Origin of the sequence: Actinophytocola xanthii (genome assembly GCF_001921205.1) — a bacterium.
GTDB classification, from domain to species: domain Bacteria; phylum Actinomycetota; class Actinomycetes; order Mycobacteriales; family Pseudonocardiaceae; genus Actinophytocola; species Actinophytocola xanthii.
Map to the genome: position 1 here is coordinate 15996 of NZ_MSIE01000091.1, position 20631 is coordinate 36626.

Annotated in this window: 20 protein-coding genes and 1 other RNA gene; 1 reads left to right on the top strand and 20 read right to left on the bottom strand. The window is 73.0% G+C overall.

Annotated elements, in window-relative coordinates:
- Positions 1-15 precede the first annotated feature (15 nt).
- Complete coding sequence (gene pip, locus BU204_RS33760) at positions 16-972, top strand: prolyl aminopeptidase (RefSeq protein WP_075129869.1); 957 nt, start codon at positions 16-18, stop codon at positions 970-972.
- Positions 973-981: 9 nt separating this feature from the next.
- Here pip and BU204_RS33765 read toward each other — a convergent pair whose 3' ends face one another.
- From BU204_RS33765 to cobC, 20 genes are all read right to left on the bottom strand, one after another.
- The gene (locus tag BU204_RS33765; RefSeq protein WP_075129870.1) at positions 982-1986 is read right to left on the bottom strand and encodes an RNA polymerase subunit sigma-70; all 1005 of its coding nucleotides are present in this window, start codon (positions 1984-1986) and stop codon (positions 982-984) included.
- A 9-nt stretch (positions 1987-1995) separates the two neighbouring features.
- Entirely contained in the window at positions 1996-2988 is a 993-nt protein-coding gene (locus tag BU204_RS33770; RefSeq protein WP_075129871.1) for a zinc-binding dehydrogenase, read from the bottom strand.
- A gap of 78 nt (positions 2989-3066) precedes the next feature.
- Positions 3067-3690 carry a class I SAM-dependent methyltransferase gene (locus BU204_RS33775; protein ID WP_075129872.1) on the bottom strand — a complete coding sequence of 208 codons (624 nt, stop codon included), beginning with the start codon at positions 3688-3690 and terminating at the stop codon, positions 3067-3069.
- Positions 3687-4451, bottom strand: a complete 765-nt coding sequence (locus BU204_RS33780) for a helical backbone metal receptor (RefSeq protein ID WP_075129890.1) — start codon at positions 4449-4451, stop codon at positions 3687-3689. Before BU204_RS33780 ends, BU204_RS33775 begins: the two co-directional genes overlap by 4 nt.
- The gene (locus BU204_RS33785; RefSeq protein ID WP_075129873.1) at positions 4451-4903 is read right to left on the bottom strand and encodes a DUF4326 domain-containing protein; all 453 of its coding nucleotides are present in this window, start codon (positions 4901-4903) and stop codon (positions 4451-4453) included. The genes BU204_RS33780 and BU204_RS33785 overlap by 1 nt, the downstream gene beginning before the upstream one ends.
- A gap of 43 nt (positions 4904-4946) precedes the next feature.
- Positions 4947-5636 (bottom strand): NADPH-dependent F420 reductase, encoded by a 690-nt coding sequence (npdG, locus tag BU204_RS33790; RefSeq protein WP_075129874.1) that lies wholly within the window; start codon positions 5634-5636, stop codon positions 4947-4949.
- Positions 5633-7066 carry an RNB domain-containing ribonuclease gene (locus BU204_RS33795; protein WP_075129875.1) on the bottom strand — a complete coding sequence of 478 codons (1434 nt, stop codon included), beginning with the start codon at positions 7064-7066 and terminating at the stop codon, positions 5633-5635. Before BU204_RS33795 ends, npdG begins: the two co-directional genes overlap by 4 nt.
- Complete coding sequence (locus tag BU204_RS33800) at positions 7063-7257, bottom strand: hypothetical protein (RefSeq protein WP_075129876.1); 195 nt, start codon at positions 7255-7257, stop codon at positions 7063-7065. Before BU204_RS33800 ends, BU204_RS33795 begins: the two co-directional genes overlap by 4 nt.
- Before the next feature lie 53 nt (positions 7258-7310).
- Positions 7311-7778, bottom strand: coding sequence for a hypothetical protein (locus tag BU204_RS33805; protein WP_075129891.1), 468 nt, complete (start codon positions 7776-7778; stop codon positions 7311-7313).
- A gap of 26 nt (positions 7779-7804) precedes the next feature.
- The gene (locus BU204_RS33810; protein ID WP_075129877.1) at positions 7805-8809 is read right to left on the bottom strand and encodes a C40 family peptidase; all 1005 of its coding nucleotides are present in this window, start codon (positions 8807-8809) and stop codon (positions 7805-7807) included.
- A complete protein-coding gene (locus BU204_RS33815) occupies positions 8806-9447 on the bottom strand; it encodes a hypothetical protein (RefSeq protein WP_075129878.1) in 642 nt (213 codons plus the stop codon). The genes BU204_RS33810 and BU204_RS33815 overlap by 4 nt, the downstream gene beginning before the upstream one ends.
- A gap of 1 nt (position 9448) precedes the next feature.
- The gene (locus BU204_RS33820; RefSeq protein ID WP_075129879.1) at positions 9449-11548 is read right to left on the bottom strand and encodes a hypothetical protein; all 2100 of its coding nucleotides are present in this window, start codon (positions 11546-11548) and stop codon (positions 9449-9451) included.
- Positions 11545-14451, bottom strand: a complete 2907-nt coding sequence (locus BU204_RS33825; protein ID WP_233160927.1) for an ATP-binding protein — start codon at positions 14449-14451, stop codon at positions 11545-11547. The genes BU204_RS33820 and BU204_RS33825 overlap by 4 nt, the downstream gene beginning before the upstream one ends.
- A 269-nt stretch (positions 14452-14720) precedes the next feature.
- A complete protein-coding gene (locus BU204_RS33830; RefSeq protein WP_075129880.1) occupies positions 14721-15272 on the bottom strand; it encodes a hypothetical protein in 552 nt (183 codons plus the stop codon).
- Positions 15273-15293: 21 nt separating this feature from the next.
- Complete coding sequence (locus BU204_RS33835; RefSeq protein WP_075129881.1) at positions 15294-15560, bottom strand: hypothetical protein; 267 nt, start codon at positions 15558-15560, stop codon at positions 15294-15296.
- A 468-nt stretch (positions 15561-16028) separates the two neighbouring features.
- Positions 16029-16410: RNase P RNA component class A (gene rnpB, locus BU204_RS33840), an RNA gene on the bottom strand.
- 22 nt (positions 16411-16432) lie between these two features.
- Entirely contained in the window at positions 16433-17530 is a 1098-nt protein-coding gene (locus BU204_RS33845) for a bifunctional RNase H/acid phosphatase (RefSeq protein WP_075129882.1), read from the bottom strand.
- A 148-nt stretch (positions 17531-17678) separates the two neighbouring features.
- The gene (locus tag BU204_RS33850; RefSeq protein WP_075129883.1) at positions 17679-18416 is read right to left on the bottom strand and encodes a zinc ribbon domain-containing protein; all 738 of its coding nucleotides are present in this window, start codon (positions 18414-18416) and stop codon (positions 17679-17681) included.
- Positions 18413-19249, bottom strand: coding sequence for a Nif3-like dinuclear metal center hexameric protein (locus BU204_RS33855; RefSeq protein WP_075129884.1), 837 nt, complete (start codon positions 19247-19249; stop codon positions 18413-18415). Before BU204_RS33855 ends, BU204_RS33850 begins: the two co-directional genes overlap by 4 nt.
- Complete coding sequence (gene cobC / locus BU204_RS33860) at positions 19246-20286, bottom strand: Rv2231c family pyridoxal phosphate-dependent protein CobC (protein ID WP_233160925.1); 1041 nt, start codon at positions 20284-20286, stop codon at positions 19246-19248. Before cobC ends, BU204_RS33855 begins: the two co-directional genes overlap by 4 nt.
- Positions 20287-20631: the final 345 nt, after the last annotated feature.

Genomic DNA, 20631 nt, shown 5'->3' on the forward strand with positions numbered 1-20631 from the left:
GTACAGACTGTGCGCATGCGCTTCCTGTACCCGCCGGTCGAGCCACACGACCAGGGCATGCTCGACGTCGGCGACGGGCACCGGCTGTACTGGGAGGTCTCGGGGAACCCGAACGGAAAACCGGTCGTGTTCCTGCACGGGGGTCCCGGCGGAGGTACGACGCCGATGCAGCGCCGGTTGTTCGACCCCGAGGCCTACCGGATCGTGCTGTTCGACCAGCGCGGCTGCGGGCGGAGTACGCCGTCGGTGGTGTCCAGCCGGGCCGGCCTGCGGGCCAACACGACCTGGGACCTCGTGTCGGACCTGGAGCTGCTGCGGGAGCTGCTGGAGATCGAGCGGTGGCAGCTGTTCGGCGGGTCCTGGGGCGCGACGCTGGCCATGGCCTACGCCCAGACCCACCCGGACCGGGTGCGCGACATCATCCTGCGCGGGGTCTTCCTGCTGCGCCGGCGCGAGCTGGACTGGCTCTACCGCGGCGGTGCCGGGCACCTGTTCCCCGAGGCCTGGGCCGAGTTCACCGCCCTGGTTCCCGACGGCGAGGACCCGCTGGCGAGCTACCACCACCAGGTCAACGACCCGTCGGCGGAGGTGGCGACGCGCGCGGCGGCGGCCTGGAGCGCCTGGGAGGGCGCGACCGTGTCGCTGCTGCCCAACCCGGCGCTCGTGGCGACCTACGCCGAGCCGGCGTTCGCCGTCGCGTTCGCCAGGGTCGCGCTGCACTACTTCGTCGCCGACGGCTGGCTGTCGGAGAACCAGCTGGTGCGTGACGCCGGGAAGCTGGCCGACATCCCCGGGCGGATCGTGCAGGGGCGCTACGACGTGGTGAGCCCGCCGTTCACTGCCTGGGAGCTGCACCGCGCCTGGCCGGGCTCGGAACTGCGGCTGCTGCCGCAGGCAGGTCACGCCGTGGCCGACCGGGGCGTGCTCGATGCCCTCCTCGAGGCCACCGACGACTTCCGGGACAACGGTTGACCGGTGCGGTCAGTTCTCGAGCGTGTCCGAGAAGCCGAACAGGACGACCAGCGCCGGATCGTGGAACTCGATGACACGGGAGACACCGGCCGCGGTCGGGGCCAGCACCACGATGCCGTGCGCCCGGAGGGTTCCGTTCGCGTCCCGGCGGTGGACGGCGGCGGCGGGCTGGCCGTTGGCCGTGGTGGCGGTCATCCGCCAGTCGCCCGGCGTGCCCAGGACGTAGGTGGCGAGCAGGTGGACGCACCGCACCCGGCCCGCGTACCACTGGCGGAACAGCGTCGCCTCGAGCGTGGCGTCGGCGCGCAGGACGTGTTCCAGCAGGCCGGCGTCGGAGCGCTCGAAGGCCGCGATGTAGCCGTCGAGCAACGCACGCGCCCGCTGGTCGGTCGGTTCGAGCAGCCCTTCCGGCGCCGGGTCCAGTTCGGTCAGCCGGGCCCGGGCACGCTGTAGCCCGCTCTTCACCGCCACCGTGGTGGTGCCGAGGATCTGTGCGGTCTCGGCCGCGGAGAACGCCAGCACGTCGCGCAGGATGAGGATCGCTCGCTGGCGGGCGGGCAGGTGCTGCAGGGCCGCGATGAGTGCGAGCCGCAGCGACTCGCGTGCCACCGCCGCCGCTGCCGGATCGTCCGCGGGTGGGGTGATCCACCGCTCCGGCAGCGGTTCCAACCACGAGACCTCGCCCGGCGGGACCTGACCGGGCGGGCGGTCGGGGCCCTCGTGCGGCCCGGTCAGGCCCGAGGGCAGCATCCGGATCCGGCGCGGCTCCAACGCGCTCAGGCAGACGTTCGTGGCGATCGTGTAGAGCCAGGACCGGATCGACGCACGGCCCTCGAAGCCGGCGTAGGACCGCCACGCCCGAAGGTACGTCTCCTGAACCAGGTCCTCGGCGTCGTGCGCCGAGCCCACCATGCGGTAGCAGTGCGCCAGCAACTCCCGGCGGAACCGCTCGGTCGCGGCGGTGAACCGGTCCCGGTCCACCGCTTCGGGCACCGTGGTCCGACCACGTCCCATGCCGTGCTCCTAGGGTCGCAGGGCCAGTTTGCCGACGGTCGCCCTGGACGCCAGTTCCGCGAGGACCTTCGCGCCGTCGGTCAGGTCGTGGACGGTCGGGCGGGCTGGGGTGAGGACGCCGGTGGCGACCAGGCCGGACAGCTCGGCCATGACCTCGCCGAAGATCCGCGGTGCGGCCTGGATCAGCGCGCCGATGTTGAGTCCGATGATCTGGACCTGGTGCTTGTAGACCAGTTCCCAGTTGGTGACGGCGGCGTCGCCGCCTGCCACGCCGTAGACGACGACCCGGCCGGTGACCGGCCTGGCCGCGGCCAGGCTCGCGCCGAAGGTGGCACCGCCGGCCGACTCCAGCACCAGGTCGGCACCGGCGCCGCCGGTCAGGGCCAGCACCCGGGCGGCGAGGTCACCGTCGCGGGAGTCAAGGACGTGGTCAGCGCCCAGCGCCACCACCGTCTCGTGCTTGCTCGGCGCCGCGGCGGCGATGACCGTCGCGCCGTAGTGCTTGGCCATCCGCACCGCGGCCTGGCCGGTCGCCCCCGCCGCCGCGTGCACCAGCACGGTCTCCCCGGCGGCGACGCGTCCCAGGGGCCGCAGAGCGGCCAGCGCGGTCGGCCAGTTCACGACCAGGCCCAGCGCCTGCTCGGCCGTCCAGCCGGCCGGCACCGGCACGGCGGCGGCCGCGGGCAGGACCAGGTACTCGGCGAAGGCCCCGTCTCCGACACCGACGACGAGGTTCCCCGGTCGCGGACCGGTGACCGCCTCGCCGACCGCCACGACCTCGCCGGCCGCCTCGAAACCCGCCACGTACGGGGGTCGGGGGCCGCCGAGGAACGTGCCGTTGGCCCTCGAGATGTCGGCGAAGTTGACCCCGGCGGCGGCCACCCGGATCAGCACCTCACCGCGGCCGGGGTTCGGTACCGGTGCGTCGGTGATCAACCGCAGGTCCTGGGGGCCGTTCCAGGAAGTCTGCTCGAGGGCGCGCATGGTGGCGGGAGTGCTCACGGCGATCGGCTCTCTTTCTCGGCTTGTCGTTCCGTCACCAGGTAGACCGCCACCGAGCCGGAAAGGAATCGGCGCGCCCTACCCGCGCATCAGGAGGTGGCCGCGGCGGAACCGTTCCCCGTCGCCCGGTTCCCGCAGCATCCGGCCGACCTCGACGAACCCGGCGGCGCGAGCCAGCTCGGCGAGGTGGTCGACCGGCCACCGATAGGCGGTGATGACCTTGTGGTCGAACGGGGTCACCGGCTCGCCCTCGGACTCGAAGAAGGCGAGCAGGAGGTGGCCGCCCGGCGCGAGCACCCGCCGGAACTCGGCGAGGTAGGCGGGGAGGTCCGGCGGCGCGGCGTGGATGACCGAGTACCAGGACACGATGCCGCCCAGCGAGGCGTCCGCCAGGTCCAGGGCGTCCATCGAGCCGACCTCGAACCGCAGGTCCGGGTACGCCTCCCGGGCAAGGGCGATCATCGCCGGCGACAGGTCGACGCCGAACACGTCCAGGCCCAGGTCACGCAGGTGCGCGGTGACCGGGCCGGGGCCGCAGCCCAGCTCGGCGACGGGTCCGGTGGTCCGGGCCACCTCGGCGAACGCGGCCAGCACGGCGCGGTCCAGCGCGACGGTGTCGAGGTCGGGGCGGGCCAGTTGGGCGTACACGACGGCGATCGCGTCGTAGGCGTCGGCTGTGGCGGCGGCAGTCGGTGGGTTCACCGGGCCAGTGTGTCCGCCAGCTCGGCGCGGGCATGCGCCAGGGAGGGGCCGCACCACGTGAGGAGGCGGCCGGAGACCAGCGCGCAGCGGGCACCGGGGAAGGCCTCGGGGCCGTCGTCGGGCGTGAAGGCGTAGGGCTCGTCGGGGAGGACGACCAGGTCAGCCTCGCCGCTGTCAAGCCTGGCGCGCAGTGCCTCCAGCGACGGGCGCGGGTAGCGGTCGGGGTCGGTGGCGTACGCGTTGGCGACGCCGAGGCGGCGCAGCACGTCGCCGGCGAAGGTGTCGCGGCCGACGACGACCCAGGGGCGCCGCCAGACCGGGACGATCGCCGTGGCGTGGATCGGGGGCAGCTCGCGCCAACTCCGCTCGGCATCGACCAGCCACCGCGGCTCGGGGATCGACAGGCCCTGGGTGAGCAGGCGGCGGACCGAGCCGAGCCCCTCGGGCACGGTGGCCGCGGCGGCGGTCACCCAGACCGGGATCCCGTCGGCGCGGATGCGCTGGACGTCCTCGGGGCGGTTCTCCTCGGCGTTGGCCACGACCAGGTCGGGGCGCAGCTCCAGGACGTCGTCGACCCGGGGGTACTTCGAGCCGCCGACCCGGGGGACGTCGAGCGCGGGCGGATGGGTGCAGTAGTCGGTGGCGCCGGCGACCAGGCCGGGGCGGCTGGTCTCGATGGCGTCGGTGAGCGACGGGACGAGGCTGACCACCCGCGCGGGCAGGCCGGCGAGTGGAACGGGTTCTCCCAGATCGTCGGTGATCATCGGGTGGTGGGCCCCCGGTTGTCGAGAGTAGGGGGGTGGTCCGCCAGGTCGGCGAGAACGTCGGCGTGGCAGCGCTGGGGGGCGCACCAGCAGCCGAGGGCGCGGCCGGTCAGCTCGCCGTCGCGGAGGCGCGCACGGAGGGGTTCGTTGGTGAGGATCCAGTCCCGGTAGCGGGTGACCATGGCGTCGCGGTCGGCGCGCAGGGCGAGGAACGGGTTGGCGAAGTCGGACTCGGGCCAGGTGTGCCGGGGGCCGGCGTGGCCGACGTAGGTGAGCAGCCCCTCCTCGACCAGCCAGGGGACCAGGTGGCGGTGCGGTCCGCCCCGGCGCACGTTGACCACGACCGTCCGGCCGGCGAGCACCGCCGCCGCCAGCTGTCGTTCCGCCTCGGTCCAGCGGTGGGCACCCGGCGGGAGGGCGACCGGGTCGGCGGAGCTCCCGGGGGTCACCGGTCCGCCTCCCCGGAACTCACCCCGCCCGGCAGAAGGTCTCTCACCTGTCGAACACGTCGGTGACGCGTAGGCCGGCGTGGGCCTTGTAGCGGCGGTTGATCGCGATCAGGTTCGCGGTCAGCGCCTCCACCTGCCCCGCGTTGCGCAGCCGGCCCGCGTAGACCCCGCGCATGCCGGGGATCACGTCGGCCAGCGCCCGCACCTGGTCGGTCGCCGCGCGGTCGTCGCCGAGGACCATGACGTCGGTGTCCAGCTCGGTGACCGCCGGATCGACCAGGTGGACCGCCGAGACGTGGTGGAACGCGGCGGTCACCCGCGACTCCGGCAGCAGCCGCTCGGCCTGCTGGGCAGCGCTCCCCTCCTCCACCGACAACGCGAACGGGCCCCGCTCGTCGAAGCCAAGCGGGTTCACGCAGTCGATCACGATCTTGCCGGCCAGCTGTTCCCGCAGCGCCGTCAGCAGCTCGCCGTGGCCCTCCCAGGGGACGGCCACCAGCACGACGTCCGCCGCCGCCGCACACCCGGCGTTGTCCAGGCCGCGGACCCGGTCCTCCGCGTCCGCCAGGCCGGCCGCGGCGCGCAACTCGGCCGCGGCGGCCTCCGCCCGGTCCGCGCTGCGCGAGCCGACCACGACCGCGATCCCGGCTTGGGCCCACCGCAGAGCCAACCCCCTGCCCTGCGGGCCCGTGCCGCCGAGAACGCCCACGGTCAGCCCTGTCACGTCGGTCACCGAGATCCTCCATTCACGCGCTCGAAGGCCACCGTCCTGGCCTCCGTGTCCGCCTCAACCAAACGCACCCGGACCCGCTCGCCTTCCGGCAGGCCCTCCCCCGCGCACTTCCCGATCACCGGCGGGTCGCCGAGCAGCACCTCGGCCGAGCCCGTGTCGGCACGCAGCACGATCGCGTCGAACTCCTCGCCAACCCGCCCGGCCAGCAGCCACGCCTCCACCTGGTCCAGGCAGGCCTTGCCCACCCGGGCGGCCAGCGCGTCCGAGCCCGTCATCAGCGCCGGCAGCTCGGGCAGCGCGGCCCGGACCCAGTCCGGCACCGGCCGCTCCGCGCAGAGCGCGAGGCAGATCTCGGTGCCGAACCGGTCGACCAGCCGCCGCAGCGGCGCCGTCACGTGTGCGTACCGCGCCGCGAGGCCGGCATGGGTGGACAGCTCGGGCGGTGCGCCGTCGAACACCGTGTAGGCCGCTCCGCGCAGCAGCCGGGTGGCGTCCATGAACAACGCCATGGCCTCCGGGCGCGCCGGGTCGAGGCCGGCCAGCAGCTCCGCCGGCCCCACCTCCCGCGGCCAGTCCACGCCCAGCGACCTGGCGCTGTCCCGCAGCTGCCGCAGCGCACCGTCACCGGCCTCGGGCAGCGTGCGCAGCACGCCGACTCCGGCGTCGAGCATCATCCGGGCCGCCGCCATCCCGGTCAGCAGCGACATCTCCGCGTTCCAGGCGTCGACGTCGAGCCTGGGGCGCAGCACGAGCCGCCAGCCGCCCCGCCCGTCCGGCTCGATCTCCTGATCGGGCAGCGCCAGCTCGAGCGCGCCGCGGACCAGCGCCCGCTCCCGGCGCAGCCGGCCGATCGCGGGCAGGGCCTCGAGCGAGGGGTGCGGGGTGCCGGCGGCGAGGTCGGCGCTCACCGACCCGTAGTCGAGGCGAGCCCGCGAGCGGACCAGCGCCCGATGCACCCGCGCCGAGGTGAGCTCGCCGTCCGCGTCGCAGGTCAGCGTCCACAGCGCGGCCGGTCGAACCTGGTCGGGCAACAGGCTCGCCGCGCCCTCGGACAGCACCCGGGGGTGCAGCGGGACCTTCCCGTCCGGCACGTACAGCGTCTGGCCGCGCCGGCGGGCCTCGGCGTCCAGGGCGCCACCCGGCGCCACGAACGGGCCGAGGTCGGCTATCGCGTAGTGCACGACGAAGCCGTCGTCCCGACGCGACACCGCCAACGCCTGGTCGAGGTCCTCGGCGCCGGGCGGGTCGATGGTCACCAGCGGCAGGTCGGTGGCGTCGGCCCGGTCACCGTCCGGGCCGGCCGCGGCCGCCTGCTCGGCCTCGGCGAGCACCTGCGCCGGGAAGCCCGCGGGCAGCTCCAGCTCGGCGCGGATCCGCTCGAAGTCCAGCCGCGCGCCCTGTCCGGGCAGCCGGCCGGTCCCGGTGGTCAGTCTTCGTCCCAGTCGCGCTCGGCCTTGTCCCAGGCCGCGGAGCGCTCACGGGCGATCTCCAGCGCCCGCGACGCGGTCTCCCGGTCCGGGTAGGGACCGAGCCGGTCGCCCGCGCGGCAGGTGTCACCGTGCTCGACCGTGCCGTGCTTGGTGCAGTAGTACCAACCGGGGTCCGGGTTGCTGTCGGCCATGGATCAAGCGTAGTGCCCGGCCGGGGGATACCGCTGCGCGTCGATGGGGGCCGTCAGCGCCAGGACTGCTGGGTGGGGAAGCCGCGCGGGGGCGTGTCCTGGTTGGCGTTGCGGTGCTGGGACGGGATCGGGTCGAGGCAGGAGACCAGCACCTCGGTGTGCTCAGGGTCCTCGATGCGCCGACCGGAGCGCTCCCGGTAGACCAGCTCGCCGTCCGCGTCGATCTCCACCAGGTACCCGACCTCGGCCAACTGGTCCTCGTCCAGGTTCACCAGCCGCTCCCGCCGCGACGGGACGACCCGGTACTCCGGCCAGTTCAGGTGGCCGTAGGTCTGGTGGAACTCGGCCAGGATCTGGGTCAGCGCCTGCTGCCACGGCAGCGGCATGGCCTCCGCCAGCGACTTCGGCAACACGACGTACCCGTCGGGCACGCCGGGGTGCGGCCTGGCCAGGTAGTCGCGCAGCGGGGTGCTCGACGCGGGCGGCCCGAGGTGGGGCTGGATCGGCTCTGGTGTGTACATGGTCACGAGGGCCCCCTCAGTAGTCGCTACACGCCCGGCCGCACGGCCTGGGCGACCAACTCTGCTTCTCCCCAGCGCACCGGCCGGATGTGCACCGGCACGCCGGTCTGCTGCGCCTCGACGATCTTGCCGTCGCCGATGTACATCGCCACGTGGTGAATGGTGGTCGGGTCGTTCTCGTCGTAGGCCCAGAACAGCAGGTCACCCGGCTGGGCCTGCTCGACCGGGAGCAACGCCCCGGCCCGGAACTGCTGGCGGGACACCCTCGGCAGCGTGATGCCGGCCTCGCGGTAGGCCTGCAGCATCAGGCTCGAGCAGTCGAAGGAGTTCTGGTGGGTGGTGAGCGCACCCCACTGGTAGGGCTTGCCCTGCTGGGACAGCGCGAACCTGATCGCCTCGCCGGCCTGCTTGGTCGGCGCCGGCAGCAGCCGGCCGGTCCCCTCGCCGCAGCCGGTCGGGTCGGCGACCAGCCCCACCTTGCCGATCAGGTGGGCGGCCATCGGCTCCCACCGGTGGTACCGCTCGGGGAACGCGGACCGCTCGACGTCCTGCGCGGACTCACCGGGCCGCTGCTGCTCCCAGCGCGGCACCTCCTCCAGCACGTCGTAGAACTTGTTGATCGCGTAGGTGGGGTCCATCACCTGCGCCGGCGTGCCCCAGCCCATCGACGGGCGCATCTGGAAGATGCCGAGGGAGTCCCGGTCGCCGTAGTTCAGGCTGCGCAGGCCGGACTCGGTCATGCCGGCCTGGATCGCCACCTGCCAGGCCCGGGGCGGGAGGTTGCGCTCCTTGCCGATCTGGATGATCCGGGCGACGGTCTGGCGCTGCTCCTCGGTGAGCCTCGCCGCGTCACCCGCGCCGCTGCCCGCCGGGCCGCTCGTGATCGGGCCGAGCGCGGCGTTGCAGGACAGGTTCGACCGGCGTGCCTGCGACTGCTCCTGGTCCTCGCGCACGACAGTCGTCACCGCCGTCACCCCGACCGCGGTCACCACCGCGACCACCAGGGCCCCCACCACCAGCGCCGACTTCATCGCGGGCTCACCTGCTCGTAGAAGACCACGCGCCAGCCCTCGGGGGTCGAGATGACCGTGACCGCGATCGTGCCGCCGTCGGTGGGCAGGTGGGCGGTGAGCGAGCTCGTGTAGGACTCCTTGGCCTCCGGCTCGCCGGTCACCTCGGTCGCCGGCACGTTCTCCGGGTCCACGGTCTCCATCTTGACCATGTACTCCGCGGTCGTGAACGGGCGCAGCCCGTCCAGCCACTCCTCCTGGCTCGTCCCCTCCGGGTGGTTCACCCAGGCCTCACCCCACTGGGCGACGACGTCCAGCGCCTCCGGCTCCGGCTCCGCCGAGCTCGGCCGCGGCGGGGACTCGATCCGGGTGGGCAGCGACGTCGTGCCGCCGCCCTGGCCGCCGGGCACCGAGGGGCCCTCGGTGGTCCCGGGCGCCGCCGTGCCGTCGCCGGACCCGGCGTTCTCCTCGGTGGTCTCCGCCCCCGCGCCGGAACCACCCCGGGCCGAGCCGGTGAGCTGGGGAACGATCACGCTGGTCGCGATGACCAGCACGGCCACCGCGACCAGCACCATGGCGAAGTGGGTCGGCGAGCGCATCGGCCAACCCCAGAGTCGGCGGTACACCGCGGCACGGCCGCGGTTGGTGCGGATCGGCATGTCACCTCACCACACCATCGGTCTCCCGGGGCCCGTCCTGGAGCGGCATCCGGCGGGGCGCCCGGCGCGGTGCCGGTTCACGCACCTCCAGCCCGCGGGAGGGCCGGTAGACGACGTGCACCGGGCGGCCGGCGACCATCTCGACGTCCGCCGGACGCGGGACGGGACGCGCGGCGACCGGGGTGGCGTCCTCGAAGCGCCCGGAGCCCTCACCCCGGAAGGCACCCACCCGCGATGGCACGACGACCGCGTCCTCGCCGTGCTCCCAGCCACGGTCCCAACCGCGGTCGGCCACCGGGGCGATGTCGACCACGCGGCCCACCGGCACGCCGGCCGGGCCGTCCCGGCCGGGCGGCGACGAGCCGACCAGCGCCGGGTCGACGTCCCCGCCGCGGGCGGGTGGCAGGGCGAGGTCGCCCCTCCGCCGCTGGGTGGGGAGCCCGCGACGGGTGTCGAGCCGTTCGGCGGTCGCCATGACCGGCCCCGTCGCCTCCGGGCGCGGCCGCCGGGTGCGCCCGCCCGTCGTCGCGACCGTGTCGCCGGCGAGCTCCTCGTCGCGCAGCTGGTCCCAGAACTCGTCCTGCGGGCCGCGCTCGGCCTGCTGACCCTTGCCCCGGCGGAAGCGGGAGAAGACCCCGCCCGGGGTGGGGATCGAGGCGCCGACGGCGCCGACCGACAGCTCGACCATCTGCCACATCCGCTTGATCGGGCGGCCGACGAGCAGGAACACCAGCGTCACGATGCCGGCGAGCAACATCTGGGTCAGCATCGAGAGATTGACGTCCGGGCTGAAGATCATCTGCAGGAACCGGAAGTGGATGCCGGCCAGCACGGCCAGGATCAGCACGTTCAGCACGACCGCGCCGACCGCCTTGCCCACCTTGCGCAGGATGTCGTGGTGGACCAGCGCGACCAGGCCGATCACCGGCGCGGCCAGGGTGAAGATGCGCAGCAGCAGCTGCGCCAGCAGCACCGCGAGCTTCGCCATGAACTGGAAGAACGAGTAGACCAGTGACTGGAAGAACGCGAGGAACCCCGACCCGGTGCGGCTGCCCTCGGTACCGCTGAAGTAGCCCTGCGCCGCGCCCAGCTCGTTGTAGATCCGCTGGTACTCCGCGCGCTTGGCGGCCTCGGTCTCGTCGCTCGCGTCGGCGCCGGACACCAGGTCGTCCCGGGTCCAGGCCTGCGCGGCCAGCAGCGACCGGCCGAACTCCAGCGCCTTCGGGTCGTCCGGCTTGCCGAACTCGCCGCGCAGCCAGTTCTCGTAGACGACCCTGGTGTGCAGCTCGTTGGGCAGCACGTGCTGGCGCACGTCGTCCCGGTTCGGGTCCTCGAACCCGCCCGCGATGCCGGTCGTGGTCTCCACGATCACCCGGTCCACCGCGTCGTAGTTGTTGACCAGGACCAGCGTGGAGGCCGCCAGCCACATGCCGCCGAGCGCGAACAGCGCACGCCTGCTGACCGTGGCCAGGTCTCCCCGCCAGATGTGGCGGAACATCACCACGGCGAGAATGATCATGAACAGGCTGAACAGCTGCATGTAGACGTTGTCGAACACCGCGTTGGCGGCATCGCTGATCTGCTGGTTGAGCCCGCCGAGCACACCGCCCTCGAAGAGGGTGTAGTGCAGCGAGTTCGTCGCGGCGACGATGTTCTTGCCGATGTTGAACAGCTGGTTCCCGGCCCAGGTGTCGATCGTGGTGTTCGGGTTGGAGATCGACAGCGGCTGCTGGCAGTTCGGGTCGTAGACGTGCCAGACCATGCCGGCGTAGCCGTGGTCGCGGTAGGGGCTGTTGGGGAACTTCTCGTCGGTGTAGGGCACCGGGTTCTCCGGCTCCCCACGCAGACCGTTGCCCTGCGGCGGGTCGATCGCTCCCGCCATGCCGGTGCCGGGCCGCTCCGGGAACGGCGCGCAGCTCGTGTCCGTCGCCGGCTGGGCCATCGCCGGCGACCCGAGCACGGCCTGGAGACCCACGAGCGCGGCCACGACGGTCAGCGACGCCAGCCGGCCGGACCTGGCCGACCGGGCGCTGGAACGACCTGCTTTCCGCCGCGCGATGACGACCAGCGCGGTGGCGACCACGACCAAGAGAATGATCATGCTACGTCGACCCGCCCCCGTTTGCCTGCCTGAGCCTTCCCGCCGTCCGGGCTGATCCCGCCGCCGGAGCCGTTGCCCCGCTGGTCGACCGGCGGCCGCGGGTGCGGTCGCGGGTCGCCGTTCTGGCCGGGCTCGACGTGGTCGGCGGGCACGTCGTCCTCGGTGAGGCCGAGCTCGAAGTCCGCCGCGATGTCGAACTCGTCGTGCTCACCGACGGCAGGCTCGATGCCGGCCCTGGTCTCGTCGTCGATGGTGCCGTCCAGCGGCGGACCGCTGAGCTCGTCCGGGTCGGGGAGGGCGGGCACCCGCTGGTCGGCCGGGAGCACCGCACCGGCGGTGGTGTCGCGCAGCGCGTCCGGCGTTGTGTCCAGGATCGCGCGCACGTGGTCCAGGTGCGGGCCGGACATGTCGATCCGGATCCGCTCCACACCGCCCGCGCCGTCGGCGAAGATGAACTGGCGCGGCGAGGTGTCCCGCTCCAGCTCGCGGTGGGCGCCAGGCCGGCGGCCCAGGCTCGCGATGACCTGCTCGTAGCCGGCGGCCATCGGCACCTTCAGCAGCCGCAGCGCGTCGGTCTGCGCGGCCTCGTCGTCGAGCCGGCCGACGAACACCGAGTCGAGCAGCGTCACGAACCCCTGGATGCGCAGGAAGTCCGCGGGAATCTGCGAGCTCAGCAGCACCCGGACGTTCCACTTCCGGGAGTCGCGCGCGAACCGGTTCATCAGCACCCGACCGGTCGGGACCTCCGAGAGGAAGAACGCCTCGTCGATCCAGACGCCCTTGCGCAGGTCCTTGGGCCGCTCGTAGATCGAGCGCTGGGTCAGCCAGGCGGCCAGGTTGAGCATCTCCACGCCGAGCGCCTCGGCGTCGGTCCAGTGCTCGCGGCCGACGCCGTCCTTGGGCAGGGTCAGCCCCGCCATGGTGAGCACGGTCAGCCGGTCGTCGCGGGTCTCGCTGTACGGGTCGGCGTCGTTCTCCGGGATGAGCAGCTGCATGCGCTCGCGCATCTCGTCGAGGAAGTCGGCGACGACGACCGCGTGCTCGTGGTGCTCGGAGGCGTCGCGCCGCAGCGCCTCGAACACCAGGCTCGGGTCCGCGTCCTGGCGGCCGCCGACCAGGCGGACCGCGCGCAGCAGGACGATCCTGGTCTGCGGCATGCGTGCCACGTCGTAGGGCAGCAGGCCGGTCAGCACGTCGAGCACCAGCCGGCGGCGGGTGGCCGCGGCGAGCGCCTTCTCGCGGCGCCAGGCCCGCTCCGGGTCCTCCTCGTCGACGAAGTGCGCGAACTGCGGCTCGGCAACCACCCGGTAGGGGTTGAGGATCCCCGGTTCGGCGTTGAGCAGGTTGATCGGCCGGGCATAGGGCCGCAGCTCCGGCAGGTCGCACAGCCGGGAGAGCGGTCCGGACGGGTCGAGCAGCGTCCAGTGCGCACCCGAACGCAACGTCTTGTAGACGATGTCGCCGCCGAGGAACGACTTGCCGCCACCAAGCCCGGCGACCATCGCGGTCAGGCCGGAGCCGTCGCGGATCTCCTGGGCCATCCACGGGTCCCAGGCGACCGGCCGGCGGGTGGCTGTGCAGGTCTCGCCGAGCAGGATGCCCCGCCGGTCACCGACCTCGGCGGTGGCCGTCGGCACGGCCGCGGCCGCCCAGACCACCGAACCGCGGCGCAGGTAGGCGCTGGACGCGAGCGGCTCACCGGGGATGAACTCCCTGGCCAGGGCGTACTGGGCCTCGGGATGCTCGATCGCGACCTTCGGCTTGTACAGCTCGAGCAGCTGCTGGGCCAGGCGCAACGCGTCGCGCTCGGTCGGCCCGGACACCGCCAGCCGCCACCACGAGCGGACCCGGGTGGCCAGCGCGGTGAACCCGGAGGTCATCTCGTCGTCGATCTCCAGCACCCGCGAGGCCTGCCGGGCCAGCGACTGCGGCGGCTCCAGCTCGTGCTCGTCGGTGTAGTGGCGGACCTGCGAGCGGACCTTGCTCATCTGGCGGGACAGCTCGCCCTGGACCTCCTCGGGGCGGCGCACGTAGATCCGCGCCGACCACTCGACGGAGGCCGCGAGCCGGTCGGAGTGCTGCACCCAGGGGTCGTCGATCTCGGGGATCTGCAGGCCGTGCATCTGGCCGACGGTGAGCACCGCGACGTGGCGGGTCATGCCGGCGTTGGAGCCGGTGCGGCCGCGCACGGTGACCGTCGGGGAGTAGGGCTCCTGGTGGAAGTCGGCCGCGTCGGTGAAGCTCGCGAGGTCCTCCGGCTCCCAGGCCGCGCCCGGCACGGCCGGCAGGTTGCGCGGCGCGGGCAGGCCCAGCGAGCAGGAGCGGTGCATCAGCCAGGACATCTCCTCGGCCGTCACCGGCCGACCCTCCATCCCGGCCGAGCCGATCACCTGGTCGAGGTGCTCGACCTCGGAGTCGATCGCGAGCAGCTCGGCGTCGACGGCGGTCGGAAAGATCTTGCGCAGCAGCGGCGCGGCCCGCTCGACGGCCCGGTCGACCATGTTCCTGGTCTGCACCTGGACACCGAGGTAGACCTCCTTCTCCGCCATCGACCGGCCCAGCAGCTGCTGCTGCTCGCCGATGAGGTAGTCGTCGAAGGAGAGCGCGCCGGGGGCGTCGGGCAGCCGGTTCACCGCGTTGTGCACGTGGGCCTCGGCCCACATGCGGATGGGGTAGGGACGGGTGGTGACCCGCAGATGCAGCCAACGGCCCGCGAGCTCGGCGTACTGGCCGGCGATCGCCGCGATCAGGTCCTGGCGCTGGGAGTCCGAACGGAACGACCAGCGCTGCGGGGCCAGCCGGTACCAGGCGAACACGTCGTGCCCGTTGCGCAGCAGGTGACCGTCGATGCTCCGCGCGGCGATGGTCGGGGTGTAGGTGGGAATCGACTGCTCTCCTGGCAAACGTCGGTTGCGCTTCCCGTCGCGGCTCGGTGCGGCTGCGGGCCGGTACTGCGCTGGGTAGGTCTGCTCGCGCCGGACGGGCCGGGGCGAGGGCCGGGGTGGCTGTGGAACGGGCAGGTCGGGCTCGCGCTCGGCGACGGGCTCGGGGGCCGCGTGGCGCCCGTGCGGGCGGGGCCGCTCCTGCGGTAACGCGCCGGGGTAGGGCCGGCCGGCCTGGTACGGCGCGGGCCGCTGCTCAGGCGCGGGCTTGGTTCGGCGTCCGAACACCGTCACCCCCTCCTGTTCCCGGCCTGGCGCGGGGTGGACCTGCCGCGCGAACCGCTGTGCCGTCGACCGTGCTGCCTCTTACCGTTCTGACGTGCGTCCTGCCTGTCCGGTTGTCGACCTTGCTCCCGCTTGCTCCCGCGTCGACCGGCGCGCCCGCCGTCGTCGGGCCCGCGGTCCCGCCGCCGCGCCTGCGGGCGGGGGCGCTCGGAGTGGACCCGGACCCGGGTCGCGCTGACCGCGCCGCCGGTGCCCGTGCACACCTCGCGGGGAGCGGTCAGCTCTCGCACCCACATCGCGGCGACCGCGCTGAGCGGCCGCTCGTGGCTGATCCGTGAGGTGATGAGCCGGGTGATGATGATCGTGACGACCAGGCCCCAGGCGATGGCCCAGAACAGGGAGATCCCGATCCGCCGCTCGACGGTGAGCACGAGCAGGAATACGACGACGCCGACGCCCCACGCCACGTAGCGCGCTCGCCAGGGCATGGTCGCCCGTGGCGGACCGAGCCAGACCGCATCGACGCGGTACACCTCGTCGTCAGTACGAATGCGCACGCGATGTTCCTTTGTAGCTGTTCAGCCAGTGAACAAGCCGGCTATCCACTGCCCGATGTTCTGCCCGGCGTTGGTGGTGACCGCGAGCCCGACGATGGCCAGGGCCACGATCACACCGCCGAGCCGGCGCATCACGCCGGCGTTGTCGCCCTTGCCTCCGCCGAGCCACAGCAGGAGCAGGGCGACCACGAGCAGCAGCAGGGGGATGAGGTTGTCGAGGATCCACTTCTGGACCCCGCCGGTGCCCAGGCCGTCCTGGGCGAGCTCGAGGGTGGTCTGCGCGATCATGTAGTTACTCCCAAGTGCCCGAGGCGGCGTGGTGGGGGGAGACGTCCCGGGCTTGCCGAGTCTGCTGTTGTTCGTTTCAACGTTGTGGTCACATCTCAGTTGCCGGAGACGAGTGAACCATGACGGATATCACGGTGTGTATCCGGGGTCTCGCGCTCTGTAGATCAACTGGACAATCTCCTTCACGCTCGACCGGTTGCAATGGGACCACAACCATCATCCGTGGAACAGGTCTCTCCGGCTGCCGAGACCACCCGACTCGGGCATACCACTCACCACTTTCACTCGAATGCGCGCTTCTTCTCACGGTAGGTACCGACAGAAGAAGGTCAACCCGCGTTCGAACTCATGTCCGATAACCCTTTCGGTGGAAGCGGATCCCGTCGCCTCGAGTACAACGATTCGACGCTCCACTGCTCCGGACGCAGCCATGATGCGGCCGTTCGGCCCAATACGCACAGTGTTGGGCGGACGAGTCGGCGTGTAAGCCGGATCCTGTCCCCGGCAGTGCCGGGGGGCGGCCATCCATCTGGGCCTGCCGTCACCGACAGGCTCTAGCGGTCTACCCGCAGGCTCGGGCGGGCAACCCTCGAACGCCTGCGCAGGAGCACCGAGGTGCTCCCTCTTGACCTTGCTCCGGGTGGGGTTTACCGAGCCACCCCGGTCACCCGGGGTGCTGGTGGTCTCTTACACCACCGTTTCACCCTTACCTGGTGGATCACACCAGGCGGTCTGTTTTCTGTGGCACTGTCCCGCGGGTCGCCCCGGGTTGCCGTTAGCAACCACCCTGCCCTTCGGAGTCCGGACTTTCCTCGACGGGTCACCCCGCCGCGACCGCCCGACCGACTCGTCCGCCCACCAAGGGTATTCGATCACAGGTGGGAGGTGTCGTTCACCAGCCGAACCGAGGCCTGGCCGTCGGCGTAGAACTCCGCTATCGAGAGCGAGGCGAGGTCGAGGTGCAGGCGGAACAGCAGCGACGGCCCGGCGTCCAGGGCCAGCTGGAGCAGCGACTTGATCGGCGTCACGTGGCTGACCACGATCACCGTGCTCGCGCCGTACCGGGCGATCAGCTCGTCGCGGGTCCGGCGCACCCGGCGGTGCACCTGCTGGAAGGACTCCCCGTCCGGCGCGGCCAGGGTGTGGTCGGCCAGCCAGCGGGCGTGCAGGTCCGGGTCGCGGTCGGCGGCCTCGGCGAAGGTGAGCCGCTCCCAGGCGCCGAAGTCGGTCTCCACCAGGCCCTCGTACACCCGGACCGACCCGCCGGTGGCCTCGGCCACCGCCGCCGCGGTCTGGCGGGCGCGGCCGAGCGGCGACGACACGATCGGGGTGCTCGCGTCGACGCCGGCGGTCCCGGCCAGCCGCTGTGCGGCCGCCTTCGCCTGGCGTTGGCCGAGGTCGGTCAGCGGGACCTCGCCCCGGCCCGAGTAACGGCGGTCCACCGAGAGCTCGGTCTGGCCGTGGCGCAGCAGCAGGAACCGGGTGGGCTTCCCCGCCGCGCCGGTCCACCCCGGGGCGGCGGCCGCGGCAACCCGCTCGGCGGGAGCGCGGCGGTCAGCTTTTCCCGGCTTGCCCGCCTGGGCGTCCATGGCCTCGTTGGCGAGCCGGTCGGCGTGGGTGTTGGCCGCACGCGGGATCCACTCGTAGGTGATCCGCTCGAACCCGCGAGCGATCCGCTTCGCCTCGAGCGCGAGCGGTTGCAGCGCGGGATGCCTGATCCGCCACCGCCCGGCCATCTGCTCGACGACGAGCTTGGAGTCCATCCGCACCGCGACCACGTCAGCGCCGAGCTCCTCCGCGGCCCGCAGGCCGGCGATCAGGCCCTGGTACTCGGCGACGTTGTTCGTGTTCACGCCGATGCCTTCGGCCCGCTCGGCCAGCACCTGCCGGGTGTCCGCGTCGAACACGACCGCGCCGTAGCCGGCGGGGCCGGGGTTGCCGCGCGACCCGCCGTCCGCCTCGACGACCACTCTCACCGGTCCGCCTCCCCGGAATTTTGACTGTTGGTCGCCTTGGGCTGAGACGGTGCGGTTGCGGCGCGTACTTGTGGCCAGGTTGCGTCACGTTCCCCTGAGGCGGCGGTCGAGGAGGTGGACCGGGAGATCGGCACGAGGTGTTTCACAGACCGGACTCCCCGGTGCGGACGAGGATGGCGCCGCACTCCTCGCAGGTGAGGACCTCGTCGGCGGCCGCGGCGGAGATGCGCGAGATCGCGCTGCGGTCCAGCTCCAGCCGGCAGGCGCCGCAGCGTCGGGCGCGCAGCAGCGCGGCGCCGATGCCCTTGTTGCTTCGCACCCGCTCGTAGAGCCCGAGCAGCGGCTCGGGGACCTGGGGCAGCAGGGTCCTGCGTTCGGCGTCGCGGCGGGCCTGGGTGGTGTCGAGGTCGGCGAGCGCCTCGTCCCGCCGGCGGGCGGCGTCGGCCAGCGCCTCCTCGGCCTTGGCCAGCTCGACAGCGGCGTGCTGGTTGTCGAGCTCGACGGCCTCGCGGCGCTCCATCAGCTCGAGCAGGTCGTCCTCGAGCGTCGTCTGGCGGCGCTGCAACGTGGCCAGCTCGTGCTCGAGGTCGGTGAGCTGCTTTGCCGACACGGACCCCTCGGCGAGCATCGCCCGGTCGCGGTCCTCCCTGGCGCGGACGGCGTCGATCTCCTTCTCCTGCCGCTTCACCTCGCGGTCGAGGTCCGCCAGGGTGGTCTCGGTGGCGACCAGGGCGTCCCGCTTGGCCCGCACGGTCCGCTCGGCCTCGGCGATCTCGTCGAGCTCGGGCAGCGTGCGGCGCTGGTGCGTGACCCGCGCCAGCTCCGCGTCGGCGTCGGCGAGCTCCAGCAGACGGCGCTGCACGGCGGGATCGGCTTTCACCCTGGCATCCTCCCGGTAGAACCTGGCACCGATGCGACGGTCCAGGGGTCGGTGCGGCGAACGGAAACGACGATGTCGACCGTACCGCCGAGCGCCTCGCGCAGGATGCCCGCCGCCTGCTCGCACCACGGCCACTCGCTGGCCCAGTGCGCGACGTCGACGAGCGCGGGACGCCCGGGGTGCGCGAGGTGCTCGCCGGCCGGGTGGTGGCGCAGGTCGGCCGTCACGAACACGTCGACACCCGCCTCCGACGCGAGGTCGAGGTACCCGTCCCCCGCGCCGCCGGAGACGGCCACCCTGCGCACCGGCCGGGCGGGGTCGCCCGCCGCGCGCACCCCGCCGGCGGTGGCGGGCAGGGCGTTCGCCACCCGCCGCACGAAGTCGGCGAGAGGCTCGGCCGCGGGCAGCTCGCCGATGCGCCCGATCCCCGTGCGTCCGTCCGGATTGGCCCGCAGCGGGGACAGGACGGTCACGCCGAGCGCCGCGGCGAGCGCGTCGGAGACCCCTGGCGCGGCGGCGTCGGCGTTGGTGTGGGCGCAGAATAGTCCGGTGCCGGCGCGCACCAGCCGGTGCACCAGGCTCCCCTTGGGAGTGTTGGCCGGCACGCCGTGCACGCCACGCAACAGCAGAGGATGGTGTGCCACAACGAGTTGTGCGTCGATCGCCAGTGCTTCGTCTACAGTGGACTCAACAGGGTCGACGCAGACCAGGACCCGCCGCACCGTCTCTTCCGGATCCCCGCAGACCAGCCCGACCGCGTCCCACGACTCGGCCAGCTCCGGCGGGTAGGCCCGCTCCAGCACCGCGACCACGTCCGCGAGCGTGGCACTCATCGCACCCTCCCCGGTTCGAGCTCGGCCCGCAGCGCAACCAGCAGCGGTTCGCACCGCCGGGGGTCGCGCACCGCCACCCGCAGGTGGTCGGTGGTCAGCCCGGGGAACGTGTCCCCCCGGCGGACGGCGATCCCCCTGGCGCGCAAGGCTTCCCGCACCCGCTCCCCGTCGCGCACGCGCAGCAGCAGGTAGGGCCCGGCGGCCGGCAGGTGCACGCGAACACCCGGCAGCTCGGCGAGTGCCGCGGCCAGCACCGCCCGGTGCTCGGCGGTCTCCCGGGCAGCGGCCTCCGCCTCGGCCACCGCCAGCGGCTCGGCGCAGGCCGCGACGGCGGCCAGCTGCAACGTGCCGACCGGCCAGTGCGGGCGCGCGGCGGCCAGCCGGGCCAGCAGGGGTGGCGGGCCGAGCGCGTAGCCGGCCCGGAGGCCGGGCAGGGCCCAGGTCTTGGTCAGGCTGCGGAGGACGAGGACCCCGTCGAGAGCCTCACCCGCGAGCGACTCGACCTCCCCGGGAACCGCGTCCATGAACGCCTCGTCCACGACCAGCACCCGCCCGGGACGGGCCAGCGCGCGGAGGGTGTCGGCGGGATGCAGGACCGAGGTCGGGTTGGTGGGGTTGCCCAGCACGACGAGGTCGGCCTCCTCCGGCACGGCCGCGGCGTCCAGCTGGAACCCGTCGGCGGCGGCCAGCAGCACGTGGTGCACGGGGACCCCGGCCGTGCGCAGCGCCACCTCGGGTTCGGTGAACGAGGGGTGCACCAGTGCCGCGAGCCGGGGCCGCAGCGCCGGCAGCAAGGCGAACCCCTCGGCGGCGCCCGCGAGCACGAGCACCTCGTCGGGTGACCGGCCGTGCCGAACGGCGACGGCCCGGCGGGCGGCGGCATCGTGCTCGGCGGACGGGTAGCGGCCGATCTCGTCGAGCGCCTCGACCAGCCGGGACCGCAGCCACGCCGGCGGCGCGTCACCACGCACGTTGACCGCGAAGTCCTCGAGACCGGGTCGGGCGTCCACGTCGCCGTGATGCCGCAGGTCCGTCACCGGCCGGATCCTACCGACCCGCCTGGCGTTAATCGCTTTGCCTCCAGCCGCTGTAACGGATTACAGTCCTCGACGACAACTTCACAGTACGAGGTGGACAGGCCGAAGGTGGCCGTCCTATCTCGACACCGTGGGCCGATGATGGTCGGTTAACAACTGGTGTGCCGCGGGTTCGAGTCCCGCGCCGTGGCGTAGCTACGTCGTAGCTCAGCGGTCGAGCAAATCCGGTCATCGCAACCTTGCCCGCGGTCCACCTTGACCGGCAGGACGCTGCGGGCCGGAGGTGATCGGTTACCTCTAAGAGCCTGTTCCTGAACTTATTTGGTGAGGCGTTGGCTGGTGATG